Annotated in this window: 14 protein-coding genes; 4 read left to right on the top strand and 10 right to left on the bottom strand. The window is 34.4% G+C overall.

The window, feature by feature from the left end; translation table 11 throughout:
- The first annotated feature begins 100 nt into the window (after nucleotides 1–100).
- Both IPN31_15720 and IPN31_15715 read left to right on the top strand, forming a co-directional pair.
- On the top strand, nucleotides 101–2,026 hold the full coding sequence (locus IPN31_15720; GenBank protein ID MBK8683322.1) for a putative metal-binding motif-containing protein: 1,926 nt from the start codon (nucleotides 101–103) through the stop codon (nucleotides 2,024–2,026).
- Between the two features lie 638 nt (nucleotides 2,027–2,664).
- Nucleotides 2,665–3,885 carry a T9SS type A sorting domain-containing protein gene (locus IPN31_15715; protein MBK8683321.1) on the top strand — a complete coding sequence of 407 codons (1,221 nt, stop codon included), beginning with the start codon at nucleotides 2,665–2,667 and terminating at the stop codon, nucleotides 3,883–3,885.
- Nucleotides 3,886–4,323: 438 nt separating this feature from the next.
- Here the strand turns inward: IPN31_15715 and IPN31_15710 are convergent, their stop codons facing one another.
- Nucleotides 4,324–4,752, bottom strand: a complete 429-nt coding sequence (locus IPN31_15710) for a hypothetical protein (GenBank protein MBK8683320.1) — start codon at nucleotides 4,750–4,752, stop codon at nucleotides 4,324–4,326.
- A gap of 111 nt (nucleotides 4,753–4,863) precedes the next feature.
- Here IPN31_15710 and IPN31_15705 point away from each other — a divergent pair, with 111 nt between their 5' ends.
- Complete coding sequence (locus IPN31_15705; protein ID MBK8683319.1) at nucleotides 4,864–6,888, top strand: urocanate hydratase; 2,025 nt, start codon at nucleotides 4,864–4,866, stop codon at nucleotides 6,886–6,888.
- On the opposite strand, the gene IPN31_15700 is transcribed toward IPN31_15705, so the two are convergent.
- From IPN31_15700 to IPN31_15660, 9 genes are all read right to left on the bottom strand, one after another.
- Complete coding sequence (locus tag IPN31_15700; GenBank protein ID MBK8683318.1) at nucleotides 6,880–7,593, bottom strand: hypothetical protein; 714 nt, start codon at nucleotides 7,591–7,593, stop codon at nucleotides 6,880–6,882. The genes IPN31_15705 and IPN31_15700 overlap by 9 nt on opposite strands.
- 380 nt (nucleotides 7,594–7,973) lie before the next feature.
- Nucleotides 7,974–8,468, bottom strand: coding sequence for an acyl-CoA thioesterase (locus IPN31_15695; GenBank protein ID MBK8683317.1), 495 nt, complete (start codon nucleotides 8,466–8,468; stop codon nucleotides 7,974–7,976).
- Nucleotides 8,455–8,625, bottom strand: coding sequence for an Arc family DNA-binding protein (locus tag IPN31_15690; protein MBK8683316.1), 171 nt, complete (start codon nucleotides 8,623–8,625; stop codon nucleotides 8,455–8,457). Before IPN31_15690 ends, IPN31_15695 begins: the two co-directional genes overlap by 14 nt.
- 2 nt (nucleotides 8,626–8,627) lie before the next feature.
- On the bottom strand, nucleotides 8,628–9,140 hold the full coding sequence (locus IPN31_15685; protein MBK8683315.1) for a hypothetical protein: 513 nt from the start codon (nucleotides 9,138–9,140) through the stop codon (nucleotides 8,628–8,630).
- A gap of 2 nt (nucleotides 9,141–9,142) precedes the next feature.
- Nucleotides 9,143–9,994 (bottom strand): SPFH domain-containing protein, encoded by an 852-nt coding sequence (locus IPN31_15680; GenBank protein ID MBK8683314.1) that lies wholly within the window; start codon nucleotides 9,992–9,994, stop codon nucleotides 9,143–9,145.
- Between the two features lie 453 nt (nucleotides 9,995–10,447).
- A complete protein-coding gene (locus tag IPN31_15675) occupies nucleotides 10,448–11,227 on the bottom strand; it encodes an amidohydrolase (GenBank protein MBK8683313.1) in 780 nt (259 codons plus the stop codon).
- Between the two features lie 99 nt (nucleotides 11,228–11,326).
- Nucleotides 11,327–12,118: a class I SAM-dependent methyltransferase gene (locus IPN31_15670; GenBank protein MBK8683312.1), complete on the bottom strand. Its 792-nt coding sequence runs from the start codon at nucleotides 12,116–12,118 to the stop codon at nucleotides 11,327–11,329.
- A 30-nt stretch (nucleotides 12,119–12,148) separates the two neighbouring features.
- Nucleotides 12,149–13,306: an aminotransferase class I/II-fold pyridoxal phosphate-dependent enzyme gene (locus IPN31_15665; GenBank protein ID MBK8683311.1), complete on the bottom strand. Its 1,158-nt coding sequence runs from the start codon at nucleotides 13,304–13,306 to the stop codon at nucleotides 12,149–12,151.
- Nucleotides 13,307–13,315: 9 nt separating this feature from the next.
- Nucleotides 13,316–14,395, bottom strand: a complete 1,080-nt coding sequence (locus tag IPN31_15660; GenBank protein MBK8683310.1) for a mannose-1-phosphate guanylyltransferase — start codon at nucleotides 14,393–14,395, stop codon at nucleotides 13,316–13,318.
- Nucleotides 14,396–14,573: 178 nt separating this feature from the next.
- Here IPN31_15660 and recQ point away from each other — a divergent pair, with 178 nt between their 5' ends.
- Nucleotides 14,574–16,775 (top strand): DNA helicase RecQ, encoded by a 2,202-nt coding sequence (gene recQ, locus IPN31_15655; protein ID MBK8683309.1) that lies wholly within the window; start codon nucleotides 14,574–14,576, stop codon nucleotides 16,773–16,775.
- Nucleotides 16,776–16,806: the final 31 nt, after the last annotated feature.

Genomic DNA, 16,806 nt, shown 5'->3' with positions numbered 1-16,806 from the left:
TGCTGAGTTAAGCGGCATTTTTTTTTTGCTTACTTATCAAATAATAATTTTAAGAAAACTATAATGCTTATTTTTATTTAGTACATAATAACAGGATTTGATGAAACACTTCATAATAATATTTTTTCTTTCAACAGTATTCGGTTTCAATAATGCAAAAACACAAACACCAGAAATAATTTGGCAACATACTTATGGAGGCAATAGTGATGATAGGGCACAAGATATTTTAGCTACGGATGATGGGGGATATTTAACGATTGGATATACAAATTCTACTGATGGAGATATTTTATTTAATCATGGATTAAATGAAATGCTTGTTGTAAAAATTGATAGTGTAGGAAATACAGAATGGATTAAAACTTATGGAGGTTCAGATAGGGATTATGGATATACATTAAGTGTGGGAATTGATGGTGGATATTTATTAGGTGGTGAAACCGGATCAAACGATGGTGATATTTCTTTTAATAATGGTCAAGATGATCTTTGGTTAATTAAAATAAATGAGTTTGGGGATATTGAATGGGAAAAAACGTATGGTGGAAGTTTTGAGGAACTCGCAAAGGATATTGAAATTACTTCAGATGGTAATTACATCATAGTGGGGGGAACAAACTCTTCTGATGGAGATGTTGCTGAAAATAAAGGCAGTAGTGACTATTGGATTATTAAGCTTAATCCCTTCGGCGAAATAATCTGGGAAAAAACTTATGGATCCAGTGAATTAGAAGGTGCTTATGATGTGCAAGAGGTTTCAGATGGTGGTTTTATAGTCGCAGGATATACAGTAGGCAACGATGGAGATGTAACAGAAAATAAAGGTGATAGGGATTATTGGATAATTAAATTAGATAGTGAGGGTGAATTAGAATGGCAAAAAACGTATGGTGGTTCTAACACAGACGAGGCCTATTCCATAGTCGAAAAACCGGGTGGTGGGTATTTATGTGTTGGCGTATCTTATTCTAATTACGGAGATGTGAGTGGGTCGCATGGTTTTGATGATTATTGGCTTATTTCATTAGATAGTAATGGAGAGTTAGAATGGCAAAAAACATATGGAGGAACCAATGCTGAGGATGGAAGATGTATAATAACCAATTACCTTACTCAATTCATAATAGCAGGTGTATCAAATTCTGATGATGGTGATGCTACAGAAAATAAGGGACAGGGAGATTATTGGATTTTACAAATAGACAGCGCAGGTAATATTATTTGGCAAAAATCAATAGGAGGATCCGGACTTGATTTTGCCTATAAAGTAATTCCAACTTTAGATAATCATTTAGTAGTTACCGGTTACTCCGGTTCTTCAGATTATGATGTATCTGCTACCTATAGCATATTTAATTTCTGGGTAGTAAAACTCGGCATTTGCGAAGATGTGTTTTATGCAGATGAAGATGGTGATGGTTTTGGTAATGTGATGCATGATACACTTGCTTGTGTTTTACCTGCGGGGTTTGTTGCGGATAGTTCGGATTGTAATGATGCAGATAATTCAATGTATCCAACAGCAATTGATATATGCAATGGAATAGATGATAACTGCAATGGTCTTATTGATGAAGATGCAATTTTTATTGCGTATTACTTAGATGCGGATGGTGATGGTTTTGGTGATGCAGAAACTGAAGAAATGTTTTGTGATATTCCTTTTGGTTATGTTACCGACAATACGGATTGCGATGATACCAACGAAAATATTTATCCCGGTGCAACAGAAATATTAAATGGGTTGGATGATAATTGCGATGGAGTTATTGATGAAGGATTAAGTGTAATTACACTTGCGCAAAATGCAATTAAATTATTTCCTAATCCCGCAAATACAGAAATACATATTGAACATTCACTTCATATTATTTCTATCATCACCCGCAATAATTTAGGTGAAGAAGTTGCAATAGAATTTATAAATGATGTTGCAGATATTTCTGCAATTCCACCCGGAGTTTATTTTTCAGAAATAAGAGCGGAAGAGGGAATTGTTGTTGTGAGTTGGGTGAAGGAATGACTTAGACAGTTGACAATTGACAGTGGACAGTTGACAATGAAAAAAAACTTAGACCGTTGACTTTGATTATTGACAAAAAAATTCAAGTTTCAAGTTTCATGTTCCCGGTTAAATAAACTCTATATTGATTATTCATCACTGATTTTATTACCATTAACCATTTATAATTTACAATTGCATTCTGGTAATTGCATTTTTCGCCTATTGCCTATTGCTAATTGCTTATTCACTATTCACCACTCACTAAAAAAACTCATCACTCATTTTTTCTTCACTACTCACTACTCACCATTCATAATGTCACCCCTTCGGGGTTCGGTTTTTTTTGTTACAGTTGTTTGTTATAATAATGTCACCCCTTCGGGTTTGGTCCGGAAATAATTCAAGTTGTTTTCTAAAATTTGAATTCGATAAATTATCTAATGCTTCCACGTTAGCTAACAAGGTTACATTAGCAAATTTTCAAATTCGCACATTAGCCACATTTGCCCATTATTATTATTGTCTGAATTAGGATTAATCGGATTTAAAGATTTATAGGATTTTTTTTCATTTGCACATTCTCACATTTGCACATTCTCACATCAAACACATCGGCTAATCGGCTAATCATCAAATCTGCTAATTAACTTCGCCTCATGCGTTTCATCACATATCTACTTTTATTTTTCAGCATCACAGCAAATGCGCAATCACCATTTATTATTTACAATACTGAAAATTCTTTGTTACCCGATAATTTAGTGAATACAGTTTATATAGATGCCGACCAAAATAAATGGATAGGTACACAAAGTGGTTTAGTGAAAATTGATATTGATAATAATTGGACTGTATTAAATACCACTAATTCAGGATTGCCGGAAAATGATATTCGTGCAGTGTATGTGGATGATGAAAATATATTATGGGTAGGAATGTTTCAAAACGGATTATCAAAATTTAATGGTACTGATTGGTTAAATTACAATACCACCAACTCAGAATTACCGGATGATTTTGTGCGGGCAATTATTAAAGATGCGAATGATACAATTTGGATTGGTTCCACCGGTGGACTTACAAAATGGAATGGTGCGGATGAATGGTTTACTTATACGATTAGTAATTCAGAAATTAAATCCAATAACATCACCGATATTTTAATTGATGATACAGGTAAAAAATTTATAGGAACAATTAATGGCGGACTAACCACTTTGGATAATGGTGAACTGCAATATTTCCGCACAGAAAATTCTGATATCGGAGATAATACAGTCTTGGGATTAGCAAAAGATGATTCTTATAATATTTGGATGGCAACAGCTTTCGGCGGATTATCAATTTATACTGCCGATGGAAATTTTTTAAATTTTGGTATAGCAAATTCCGATATTCCCGATTGGGAAGTTGCTGATGTTGCTGTAGATGAAAGTCAAGGTTTTCTTGCAATGAATGTTACCGGACTTGCACTTTTCAATGCTACAGATTGGGAAAACTTTACTGCGGAAAATTCTGCATTACCCGATGATAATCTTAACTCAATTGCAATGGATGCAAATGGTATTGCTTGGATAGGATCAGAAACTGCGGGTTTAGTTACTTACGACAAAAACATTATTCAATCAGTAAATACTATTTCTCAAAATGCTATTTCTGTTTATCCAAATCCAGCAAATAATTATCTGAACATTAAATCTGATTTTGAATTTCCTTTTGATATAATAATTGTAAACAGCAATGGAGAAACAGTAATTACTGTAACTAACTATTCTGAAAATACAATTGATATTTCCAATCTCACCAACGGCATGTATTTTTTAAAAATGCATTCGCAAAAAAATACTTGCTTTCAATATTTTATTAAAAGCAGGTAGTAATTTTTTTATTGTTTTACCTTTCTTATTAAATGAGGAAAATGCAATTAACCACATAATAGATACATAGATTAAATTCTACTGAAAACTTATCTTTTTTTCTATGTATTTATGTGGTTAAAAATTCATAAGTAAACTGAAATTAAAACGGATAATCCCCTCTCTTCCGAAGAGAGGGGCAGGGGTGAGTTGGAAGAACTATTTCACAAATAAATAAAATGAAAACTTATCTTTTTTTATTTCTATGTATCTATGTGGTTAAAATTTTTCTATTTATTATGTGGTTAAAAATTTCATAAGTAAACTGAAATTAACACGGATAATCCCCTCTCTTCCGAAGAGAGGGGCAGGGGTGAGTTGGAAGAACTATTTCACAAATAAATAAAATGAAAACTTATCTTTTTTTATTTCTATGTATCTATGTGGTTAAAATTATTTTTACTGCCATCTCACCAACTCTGCAATGCAATCCACTTCATCAATAATTAAAGTACCTTGTATTGTTAATACCTGATAAGCCATTGTAAGTACAGTATCATTCAGCGAACCACTGCCGGAAAATTCATAAAACACATCGGGTGCAATTGAAAACTGTTGAACCGGTATTACCACTTTCATTCCGGTAACTAATCCCGTTACTTCAAAACCTGCTTCATATAATCCTGGAAAACCAAAAATGATTTCATTACTGTTTCCATATTTAAAAAGTGTGAGTGAGTAATCAGATGTGAACGCACCACAATCATCATACACATTATAGTCGCCGATATATTCATCACGCACATCATAATAAGGCACGTTGTCATGGCAGGAATATCCAAGCACAATTATAATTGCTAAAGGAATTAATCGTAAATAATTTTTCATAATCATTTTTTTGTGAGAAGCCAAAGTTTATGCCAATGTTGCTTTCGTAAATAATTGCTTATACAAACTCAATGGCATATTAATTAAATTTGTAATTATTAAATTTTAATGATGACCACAATTTCTACTGATAAAAATACGCATTTTAAAAAGCAAATTTTAAATGGCATTCCAACTGAACTACCCGCACCAAAAATTTGGGACACTGCAATTAATCATGCACCCATCCGAAAAGATATTTTAAATAAGGAGGAAAAAATGTTAGCAGTGCGCAATGCATTGCGATATTTTCCTGAAAAAATGCATGCGGTTTTAGCAAAGGAATTTGCAGAAGAATTAAAAACATTCGGTCGCATTTATATGCATCGCTTTCGTCCTGATTATGCAATTCATGCTCGCCATTATTCTGAATATCCGCATGTATCAAAACAAGCAGCATGCATTATGTTGATGTTGCAAAATAATTTGGCTTATGCAGTTGCGCAACATCCCCATGAACTCATTACTTATGGTGGCAATGGAGCAGTATTTCAAAACTGGGCCCAGTATCTTTTAACCATGCAATATCTCGCAACGATGACGGATGAACAAACATTGGTTTTATATTCCGGTCATCCGATGGGATTATTTCCTTCGCATAAAAGAGCACCTCGAGTTGTAGTAACAAATGGTATGATGATTCCGAATTATTCTAAACCCGATGATTGGGAAAAATATAATGCACTTGGTGTAACACAATACGGACAAATGACAGCAGGATCTTTTATGTATATCGGACCGCAAGGCATTGTGCACGGAACAAATATTACTGTATTAAATGCTGCAAGAAAAATTGATGCAAATACAACAGATTGCACAGGAAAAATATTTGTAACTGCAGGCTTAGGTGGTATGAGTGGTGCGCAACCAAAAGCAACGGTAATTGCAAAAGGTATTTGTGTGGTTGCGGAAGTAAATGCTGCGGCTACACAAAAGCGACATGCACAAGGTTGGGTGGATGAAGTGTATGATGATTTGCAACAATTAGTCATACGTATGGAAGCTGCAAGAAAAAATAAAGAAGCTGTTTCGCTTGCTTATCAGGGAAATGTAGTTGACTTGTGGGAATACTTTGCAGATAATAATATTAAAATAGAAATCGGCAGCGATCAAACTTCATTACATAATCCATTTGCAGGTGGTTATTATCCTGTGGGTTTAAGTTTTGAAGAGAGCAAAAAAATGATGGCAGAAAATCCAACGTTATTTAAAGAAAAAGTATATGAAAGTTTAAGACGACATGCAAGCGCAATAAATAAACTCACTACAAATGGTATGTACTTTTTTGATTATGGCAATGCATTTTTATTAGAAGCATCCAGAGCAGGTGCTGATATTATGAAAACTGAAAATACATTTATCTATAACAGTTATGTGCAGGATATTCTCGGGCCTATGTGTTTTGATTATGGCTTTGGGCCTTTCCGTTGGGTGTGTTGTAGCAATGATCCAAACGATTTGCAAACAACAGATAACATCGCCGCTGAAGTATTAAAAGAAATGTATAACACTGCGCCGGATGAAATTAAATTGCAGTTATCAGATAATATCAATTGGATAACATCTGCAATGGAAAATAAAATGGTAGTGGGTTCGCAAGCAAGAATTTTATATGCAGATGCAGAAGGCAGAACAAAAATTGCGACTGCATTTAATGATGCAATTCAATCAGGAAAAATTTCTGCACCTGTTGTTTTAGGAAGAGATCATCACGATGTTTCCGGAACAGATTCACCGTATAGAGAAACAAGTAATATTTATGATGGCAGTCAATTTACTGCCGACATGGCGATACAAAATGTAATTGGTGATAGCTTCCGTGGAGCTACTTGGGTGAGTATTCACAATGGTGGTGGTGTGGGTTGGGGTGAAGTAATAAATGGTGGTTTCGGAATGGTGTTAGATGGTAGCGATGAAGCAAAAACAAATCTGCAACAAATGCTTTTCTGGGATGTAAATAATGGTATTGCTCGCCGTAGTTGGGCAAGAAATAATGAGGCCATGTTTGCCATTAAAAGAGAAATGGCAAGAACAAAAAATTTAAAAGTGACTTTGCCGAATATTGTGGATGATGATATTTTATCCAGTCTATTTTGATTCCATTGACTTATCAATAGTTTTATTTATTTCTGTGAAAGCATGTTTTGACAAAACCCTTTTAGTTTCGAGATATTTCCTTGACAACAAGTCCCCGGAAACAATTGCACATGGCTTTCCGGTTGCTGCCTCCATTACAAGAGTTAAAGCTTGTGGTAGTGATGCATTTGCTGGAAATAACATTTTAGCCAGATAAAGCACATCATCCTTTTTTGTCATAACTGCGGTATCAAACTCCACATCACTTACAAGGGTATATTTATATTTATACATTCCTGCGATGTCTTCTGCCGTGCATTTTTCATTTATATCACTTTCCCGGATATAAAGGGTTTTTTCCGTCAATAGCTTTACATATTCATCAGGCACCTCATCTATAGTTACACTCATATTCTTATCTGTAAGTCTTCCCTGCATATACCAGGTAGCATATTGAACAGCACAGGCAAAATCAGCAACACTGGGAAAAGAACAATTCATTCCTGCCAAGATGATTGGGAATTTATATATATCTTCTATTAAATTAAAAAAGATATAAGAATTATGTAATCCGGAACTATACCTATTTGATGTATCTAACTTATCATTAAAGATGGCGGAAGCGTCAAACTCTATTCCTTCTACCTGATGATAACCCGAACCATTTTCGCTTCTAGCGATACGGCCAATGTAAACAACTGCATACTTCTTTTTATCTTTTTTCAAATCCAAAGTTTGATCTAAAGTTTTTATTGAAAAAGTAGTTTGCTTCGGCCACATTGCTTGTACTGCTTTCTTAAAATTTGCATTATATTGATCAATGGTATGCTTATATAAAGTAACATCTCCTTTCTCTCCTTTCTTTTCCAGTTTTTTGATAACATCTTTATCATATTCTTCTTTTACTATTATTACTTTTCTTTTATAAAATTCTTCAATTTCTTTTGTTTTACCATAGGCACCTTGTGCATTTGAAACAATGCTAGTAAATAATGGTATTGCAAGATGTAGTTGAGCAAGAAATAACGCAGCAATGTTCTGGGATAAAAGAGAAATGGTGAGAACGGAAATTTCTTAATCGAATAATATGGATAATACTGTACCTTCTACATTTTAAATTGCAATAAACGCTCTTCAAAAACTCTGGATGTTATCTCTGTATTTTCCAATAATTTAAATTTGGTATTTATTTCTTGCGGATGCAATTCACTTTTTTGCGTAGCTAAATTGTAGTAATGAAAATACGTCCACATCAACGCCTTGAGTTTTGTTTTTTCGTTGTTCCACATTTTAAATTCTACCAATGTATTATTTGCATTCCATTCCACAATCGTACTTTCAATAATTACTTTCTCCATTGTCAACGCAGGTTTCAGATAAGCTATTTTATGCTGACCAACCACCCATGCGCAACCGGTTGTTTTTGAATAAGCAAATAAATCCAAATTATAATATTGCAGCAACTGATCTTCACGGGCATTTAAAAAATAATCTATGTACTTCGAATTATTTAAATGATTAAATGGATCACAATCAGAAAAGCGAATTAATAATTCCGAGGATAAGAGGATAGGCAAACTATCTGCATTATTTTTTTCCATTGTCTTTTTTTATTCTGCCGGCTTGTTTCAATGCATCATTCAACAAATATTCTATCTGCCCGTTCAGACTGCGAAACTCATCGGCAGCCCACTGCTCCAGCGCCTTCATTATTTCCGGCGACACACGCAATGCAAATGGTTTCTTTTTATCAGCCATTGTTAAACAATTTCTTTTTCTGATGCAAATTTTCTGATAGCAATTGCCATCATCTCTGCATTTTTTGAAGTTATAACCAATGAGGTATTATCCCTTTTTAAAAATTCAAAACCGTGCCCATCCTTTAATACTAATCCTGTCATTTTTTTGCGCACACTTTTTCTATAACCCCATCCATTAAATTCACCAAAGGGACTAATTTTTCGATTTTTCCATTGTGTAATTTCTGAGTAAGTCAAGGTTTTTTCATTCCAGATAAATGGTCTGTATTTATAATGAATACCGATACTGTCAATTCGAATTTGCAATGGGGTATTAAAAATTAAAAAGTAAACCAACACTTCAATTACCATTGCAATTATGGCTACAATTATCAGCTCTGAAGTTTCATCACTACCTGCTTTATATTCGGAAGCTATGGTAAATATTAATATGGAAAACACAGTGAATGCAGAAATTAAAAACAGCATTTTAATACCTAAATCGCTGATATAATGTTTTTCCGAATATTCCATAGTTAGTGATGTAAAGTACCTGCGTTCACAATTGGATTTACTGCTCTGTCAGAACATAACACAACCAACAGATTACTTACCATTGCTGCTTTTTTCTCCTCATCTAATTCAACAATATTGTTTTGACTTAACATCGCCAGCGCCATCTCCACCATACCAACCGCACCTTCCACAATTTTAGCCCTTGCAGCTACTACAGCTGTTGCTTGTTGACGTTGCAACATTGCTCCCGCAATTTCTTCTGCATACGCAAGATGTGTAATACGCACTTCTATAATTTGTACGCCGGCAAGTTGTAATCTTTCGGTGAGTTCAGTTGCTAATTCGTTGCTAATTATTTCTCCGCCGCTGCGCAAAGTAATTTCCTTTTGTGCATCATCAAAATGATCATATGCATAACTACCTGCAAGATGTCGCAATGCAGAATCGCTTTGCAATTTTACATAGTGCTCATAATTATCTACTTCAAATTTTGCTTTGGATGCATCACGCACTTGCCAAACAATTACGGCTCCGATAATAATGGGATTACCTTCTTTATCATTCACTTTTATTTTTTCACCTTCAATATTTCTTGCACGCAAAGTGATTTTATATTTTGCATAAAAAGGGTTTGCCCAGTAAAAACCATTTTCTTTTACGGTGCCCACATACTTTCCAAAAAGCGTAATCACTTTACTGTCGTTTGGGTTAATGATGAAAAATCCAATCATCATAAAAAAGGTAATAATAAACAAAGCAGCAAATGCCGGATTGAATGTGAAGGTGGCCCAAATAATGGCGCCCAACACAATAAAGAATACAATAAGCATCAGGTATCCTGAGCTGGGTTTAATGATTTTATCAGTTATCATAGTTTTCAATTTGATATCAAAGTAATATCAAATTAATTTAATAACCAAATTTATTTTTGAAATCGCTAAAAAAAAAATAGCCACGAATGCACGAATATTTATATTACACGAATGCACGAATAAAAAGGAAATCTATTCGTGCATTCGTCATTCAGCAAATTGATTCGTGCATTCGTGGCTGCATTTCATTTTTTATTATTTGCCTAACTCAATGTATTTTTTTTGTGTTTAAATTTTTTATCTGCGTAAATCTGCGTCATCTGCGGGGTTAATTTTTTTTTGTGCAAAGGCCGCAAGGTCACTGGATGGTTTGGCGTGGACGCCAACCTTGGAGAAATAGACAATTGACAGTTGACAATAAAAAAAACTCAACACTGATTACTGATTACTCATCACTGATTTTTTTACTCACAACTCACAACTCACCATTCACTATTCACCACTCACTTCTCACTATTCACTATTCACTATATGAAACGAATCTCTATCATTCAGAAACGGTAATTTCTCTCTCACTTCATGTAAAAAATCGGATGAAAGTGTAGCGGTATAGACGGCACGGTCGTGAATCATTTCCCACAGTATTTTTCCCAATGGATCTATTAATAAAGAATTACCGCTGTGATAAATATTATTACCATCGGAACCAATTCTATTTACACCTGCAACATAACATTGATTTTCTATAGCTCGAGCCGTGAGTAGTTTCGTCCACGCATTCATTCTGCGTTCGGGCCAACTTGCAACATATAATAACAGATCGTAATTATCCTGATTGCGAGACCAAACCGGAAAGCGTAAATCATAACAAATCAGCGGACATATTTTCCAACCTTTATGTTCAACAATTATGCGCTCAGTACCTTGAGTATATATTTCATTTTCTCCTGCTAAAGAAAACAAATGGCGTTTGTTGTAAAAATCATAAGTGCCATCAGGCCGCATCCAAATTAATCGGTTATAATAATTTTCATTTTCTTCTATTATAAAACTGCCGGTGATAATAATATTCATTTCTGCGGCAGTTGCTTTCATCCATTCAATCGTGGGGCCATCCATTTTTTCTGCAAGTTTAGATGCCTGCATACTAAACCCTGTAGAGAACATTTCGGGTAATATCACAATATCCGTATAGCCGGAAGTTTCAATCAGTTTACTGAATAATGCGGTGTTGCGTACTTTATCCTCCCAGGCGAGGTCGCTTTGTATAATTGTTATTTTAAGATCCTGCATTGATGATTAATTATGTTGTTTAATATAGTGCTAAAGGTAAAGAAGGCAAGTAATATTATAAATATAAAATCGGAATTCAATTGTATTTACTGGTTACAATTACTTTTTTAAAACTATCACAGGAAATTGCATTATTGCTTTACCTGAAATAAAATGTGTCAAACGATTTTGCCATCCGGGTTTATAAAGCAACTTAAATTTTAAATTTTGCAAATCGCTATATCTTCTGTGATGATAATGGTTACTCATCTCCGGGAATTGCAGATTGTTGTAATAAACAATTGTTCTTTCTTTTGCTTTTATAAATTCCGATTCAGAATAAAAAGGAGTATCTATAATTATTATTTTTCCATCATCAGCTAAATAATTCTGCAATTGAGACATAAGATTTATAAAATCAGAAAAGTATTGTGCAGATGCGCAGAGCAAAATAGTATTAAAACTTTTAGGTTGAAAGAGATTATCCGACACATCGCCAAATATCCAATTGAGATTAGCTAACTGAAATGCATTTGCTGCTTTATGTAATTCTTCTTTAAAAATATCTACACCATAAAATTCTGTATCGGCAAATTCTGTTGCAAGTAAATGTGTCAACCAACCATTCCCACAACCTACATCTAAAATGAGATTTTGATTATTTTTTTCCCTGAGATAAGTAATTAAAAATTGAGTGGAAACATTTCTGCTTTTCCAAAAATTAAACAGCGGATCATGTGTATTTACATGCGGTAGCGATTGCAGTACTGCTCCATCATAATCCCAACCTTCTGCTTTGCGAACAGCTGCATACACATTTGCAAAAGCTGAATTTTTACATTGGGTTAATAACAATCCGTTTTGTTGCTGTGAAAAGGGCTTTGCAATTATGCTGTAATTATGTTGCTGCATACAGGAACAATAAAACTACAAATACATACATTAAATTTTTTGCAGAATAGCAGCCGCTTTTTCCAATGTTCCATCCGACTTTGCAAAACAGAATCGCAACATCGTACCTTGAGAATTATTATGATAAAACGGACTCAGCGGAATAGAGGCTACTTTATGTTTTTCTGTTAATTCATTTGCAAAATCTGTATCCTTTTTATTGCTGATTGCACTGTAATCCAATAATTGAAAATAAGTGCCGGCAGCGGGTTTCCATTTAAAGCGTGAGCCTTGTAGTAAATTTATAAACTGATCTCTTTTCTGCTGATAAAATTCAGGAAGCATGGTGTATTGCTGTTTGTCTTTCAGAAAATCTGCCAATGCATATTGCGATGGTGTATGCACAGAAAATTGCATAAATTGATGTACTGCTCTGATTTCTTTTGTCAACTCTTTTGCTGCAATTACATAACCAATTTTCCATCCTGTATTATGAAATGTTTTTCCGAAAGAAGAAATAATTACACTGCGTTTTGCAAGCTCGGGATAATGTAACACACCTTCATGACGTACAGCATCAAAAATAATATGTTCATATACTTCATCACTGATAATAATGATATCGGTATCCTTCACAAGCTTTGCAAGTTGCAAAAGATCATTCGGTTTTAAAACAGTGCCACTTGGGTTTTGTGGTGAGTTTAAAACAATTGCCCGAGTATGCGCATTAATTCTTTTTTTCACCAAGTCCCAATTGATTTTATAATCAGGTGCTTGCAATTGTATAGGCACTGGGACACCGCCTGCCATTGTAATTCCGGGCACATAACTATCATAAGCCGGTTCAAATACAATTACTTCATTGCCTTCATGCAGCAATGCCTGAAATGCGGAATACAAACCATAAGTAGCACCGGAAACAATTGTTATTTCAGTTTCAGGATCTGGTGTTATTGAATAAATTTCTTCTGTTTTTTCTGCTATTGCTTCCCGTAATTGCATCACTCCCGGCATGGGTGCATATTGATTCATGCCTTGATGCATATAATGATTTACCAACTCAATTAATTTTTCTGAACTAGGAAAATCAGGAAATCCCTGCGCAAGGTTTATAGCATTGTGCTGATGAGCTAACGCCGTCATCCTAGAAAAAATACTGATGCCTGCGTTGGGTAATTTCGATCGAATTGTACCGGGGAATTGTAACATAGTCTTTTATTATAAATAAGTGTCGCCGAGATAACGCTTAATATCAGAAGTAATTTCTTTTAAATGTTGTTCCTGATCTTTTTTGCAAACCAATAATACATCTCCACTATCAACAACTACATAATCATCCAAGCCCTGTAATACCACTAATTTATTTTCAGGAGCAATCACCATACAATCTTTACTATCGTACATCAAAACCTGTTTGCCATTTACTGCATTACCCCAATAATCAGAACTATAATTGGACCACAGGGAAGTCCATGTTCCCAAATCACTCCAACCAAATGAACTTGGAATTACATATACATTACTTGCTTTTTCCATAAGTCCGAAATCAATTGAAATATTAGTACATAAACTATATGCTTTTTCAATTGCCGCTGCCTCTTCCGGTTTTCCAAAAAACTTTTGTGCAGCACTAAACGCATGATTGATATCCTGTAAATGTTTTTCGAATGCAGTAAGAATACTTTTTACATTCCAAATAAATATTCCGGAGTTCCATAAAAAATCACCGCTGCTCACAAAAGTTTTTGCAAGTTCCTTATCCGGTTTTTCAGTAAATGTTTTCACTTTATGAATACCGGGCATTATAGTATGGTCATCATATTGAATATATCCATAGCCGGTGTCAGGTCTTGTCGGTTTAATGCCTAAAGTAACAAGGTCATCGTGCGAAAACGTATATTCCAAACCCTGATACATCACTTCTAGAAATTTTTGTTCATTCAATATCAAATGATCGGAAGGAGCAACAATTATATTAGCATCCGGGTCAATGGTTGCAATTTTATGGCTTACATATGCAATGCAAGGACCTGTATTTCTACGCATTGGCTCGGCAAGAATTCGAGAAGGTTTTATATCCGGTAGCTGTTCATGAACAAGTTCAAGATAGGCCTCATTGGTAACTATAAAGATATTATCTTTGGGAGCTATTTTTAAAAACCGTTCATAGGTACTTTGAATTAAGGTCTGTCCCGTGTTAAGGATATCCAAAAATTGTTTTGGCTTATTTATCCTGCTTGCCGGCCAAAACCTACTGCCAATGCCACCGGCCATTATAGCTACATAAATATTATTCATACTCTGCTGATGTAACAATTCTACTTTATTAAAAATTAATTATTAATTGTACTATATTTAATCATTCGCAATTCATCGTGTGGATTTCACGATGGTAGGATGCGGTTTCAGAATGCGAAGTTGTAACAATACTTCCATAAAAGTGTTTATTAAAATCAAAAACAGACAAAACAATAAAATGCAGTTAGCAGAATTATCTTTAACAGGGTCATTACAGGAGTATTTCGGATTCAATGCTTTTAAAGGAAATCAGGAAGAAATAATTAAAACATTATTAGCAGGTAACGACACATTTGTAATTATGCCAACAGGCGGTGGCAAATCTCTGTGCTATCAATTACCCGCAATTTTATCGGATGGAACAGCAATTATTATTTCGCCATTAATTGCATTAATGAAAAATCAAGTGGATCTGGTAAGGTCTTACAGCAACAATAATGATATTGCACACTTTTTAAATTCTACATTAAACCGTGCAACTATAAAAAAAGTGAAATCCGATATAACAAGTGGATTAACTAAGATGTTATTTGTGGCTCCTGAAACATTAAGAAAAGAAGAGAACATTGAATTTTTTAAAGGCATAAAAGTTTCTTTTGTAGCAGTGGATGAAGCACATTGTATTTCAGAATGGGGACATGATTTCCGTCCTGAATACAGACAGATTAGAAATATGATTGAAACCATTAATGAGAAAATTCCAATCATTGCTCTTACCGCTACTGCAACTCCAAAAGTGCAAAGCGATATCAAAAAAAATCTTGATCTTCAAAACCCTACTATATTTATTTCTTCTTTTAACAGAGGAAATTTGTATTACGAAATTCGTCCAAAGCGCAGTAAGGAAATTGCGATAAAACAAATTGTAAAATACGCAAAAGAACACGCCAGAAAATCAGGAATTATTTATTGCTTAAATCGCAAAACCACAGAAGACATTGCAAAAGTGCTGAATGTAAATGGTGTGAAAGCAGCTCCTTACCACGCAGGATTAGATGCCCATGTACGCACCGAAGTACAGGACAAATTTTTGATGGAAGATGTTACGGTGATTGTTGCAACAATTGCATTCGGAATGGGTATTGACAAACCGGATGTACGTTTTGTAATTCACTTCGATATTCCAAAATCTATAGAAAATTATTATCAGGAAACAGGCCGCAGTGGTCGTGATGGATTGGAAGGCAGATGTATTGCTTTTTACAGTTATAAGGATATTGAAAAGTTAGAAAAGTTTATGCGGGACAAGCCATTATCTGAAAGAGAGATGGGTGCACAACTGCTTGCAGAAACAGCAGCGTATGCAGAAACTTCTGTTTGCCGACGCAAATTTTTATTACATTATTTCGGCGAAGATTATTTAAAAGATAATTGTGGCAGTTGCGATAATTGTTTGAAACCAAAAGAAAAAATAGAGGGTAAAGATTTTATTCATAAAGCATTGCAGGCAGTAAAGGCATTGAAAGAAAATTATGGTATTCCTTACTTAGTGGATTTGATGATGGGTAAAAAAACAACGGAGATTTTAAATTATGGTCATGATAAGCAAGACATGTTTGGCGCAGGAAAAGAAAAGGATGATCATTTCTGGAATTCTATTTTCCGCCAATGCCTATTAAATCAATTAGTGTATAAGGATATTGAACAATACGGATTAATAAAGCTTACTGATGAAGGCAAGAAATTTATTAAAACGCCTAAATCAATGATGATTTCTTTAAATCATGATTATGAAACCGATACCTCTGATGTGGAATTAGATAGTGGTGGAGCTAAATCAGTTTTAGATCCTGTGATGTTTGATCTGCTTTTAAAAATTCGTGATAGTATTGCCAAAACACAAAAGCTTCCACCTTATGTAATCTTCTCAGAAAATTCGCTGGAAGAAATGGCGACCATGTATCCATGTACGTTGGAGGAATTAACAAAAGTATCCGGTGTAAGTAAAGGCAAAGCAGAAAAATTTGGTAAGCAATTAGTCTCCGCTATTTCACAATATGTGGAGGACAATGAAATAGAGCGGCCAACGGATTTTATGACCATGAAAATAATGGCCAATAAGAGTGCAGACAAAGTACATATCATCCAAAGCATTGACAAAAAATTATCGCTTGAAGAAATTTCCCGCATGCGTGGAATCTCGATGATGAATCTGATTACAGAAATTGAATCTATAGTTTCCAGTGGTACCAAATTAAATCTGAATTATTATATTGATGATATGATCGAAGAAGATTTGCAGGAAGATGTTTTCGATTATTTCCGCACACTACAAAAACTGGATCTCAATCAGGCATTTCATGATTTGAAAGAGGAAGGTTTGTCATTTGAAGAAATTCAATTGCTACACATTAAATTTATGAGTGAACTGGCAATTTAATTTTTCCATCAGTAGAATTATATATTTTTGG

Source organism: Bacteroidota bacterium (assembly GCA_016715425.1).
GTDB lineage: Bacteria > Bacteroidota > Bacteroidia > Chitinophagales > BACL12 > JADKAC01.
Note: the sequence above shows the minus strand (reverse complement) of the source record. Positions and strands in the feature narration are given on the sequence as shown.

Bases quoted from the DNA above. Each gene is read 5' to 3' on its own strand.
- IPN31_15720 (MBK8683322.1), top strand. From the start codon at position 101: ATGAAACACTTCATAATAATATTTTTTCTTTCAACAGTATTCGGTTTC.
- IPN31_15715 (MBK8683321.1), top strand. From the start codon at position 2,665: ATGCGTTTCATCACATATCTACTTTTATTTTTCAGCATCACAGCAAAT.
- IPN31_15710 (MBK8683320.1), bottom strand. From the start codon at position 4,752: ATGAAAAATTATTTACGATTAATTCCTTTAGCAATTATAATTGTGCTT.
- IPN31_15705 (MBK8683319.1), top strand. From the start codon at position 4,864: ATGACCACAATTTCTACTGATAAAAATACGCATTTTAAAAAGCAAATT.
- IPN31_15695 (MBK8683317.1), bottom strand. From the start codon at position 8,468: ATGGAAAAAAATAATGCAGATAGTTTGCCTATCCTCTTATCCTCGGAA.
- IPN31_15690 (MBK8683316.1), bottom strand. From the start codon at position 8,625: ATGGCTGATAAAAAGAAACCATTTGCATTGCGTGTGTCGCCGGAAATA.
- IPN31_15685 (MBK8683315.1), bottom strand. From the start codon at position 9,140: ATGGAATATTCGGAAAAACATTATATCAGCGATTTAGGTATTAAAATG.
- IPN31_15680 (MBK8683314.1), bottom strand. From the start codon at position 9,994: ATGATAACTGATAAAATCATTAAACCCAGCTCAGGATACCTGATGCTT.
- IPN31_15675 (MBK8683313.1), bottom strand. From the start codon at position 11,227: ATGCAGGATCTTAAAATAACAATTATACAAAGCGACCTCGCCTGGGAG.
- IPN31_15670 (MBK8683312.1), bottom strand. From the start codon at position 12,118: ATGCAGCAACATAATTACAGCATAATTGCAAAGCCCTTTTCACAGCAA.
- IPN31_15665 (MBK8683311.1), bottom strand. From the start codon at position 13,306: ATGTTACAATTCCCCGGTACAATTCGATCGAAATTACCCAACGCAGGC.
- IPN31_15660 (MBK8683310.1), bottom strand. From the start codon at position 14,395: ATGAATAATATTTATGTAGCTATAATGGCCGGTGGCATTGGCAGTAGG.
- recQ (MBK8683309.1), top strand. From the start codon at position 14,574: ATGCAGTTAGCAGAATTATCTTTAACAGGGTCATTACAGGAGTATTTC.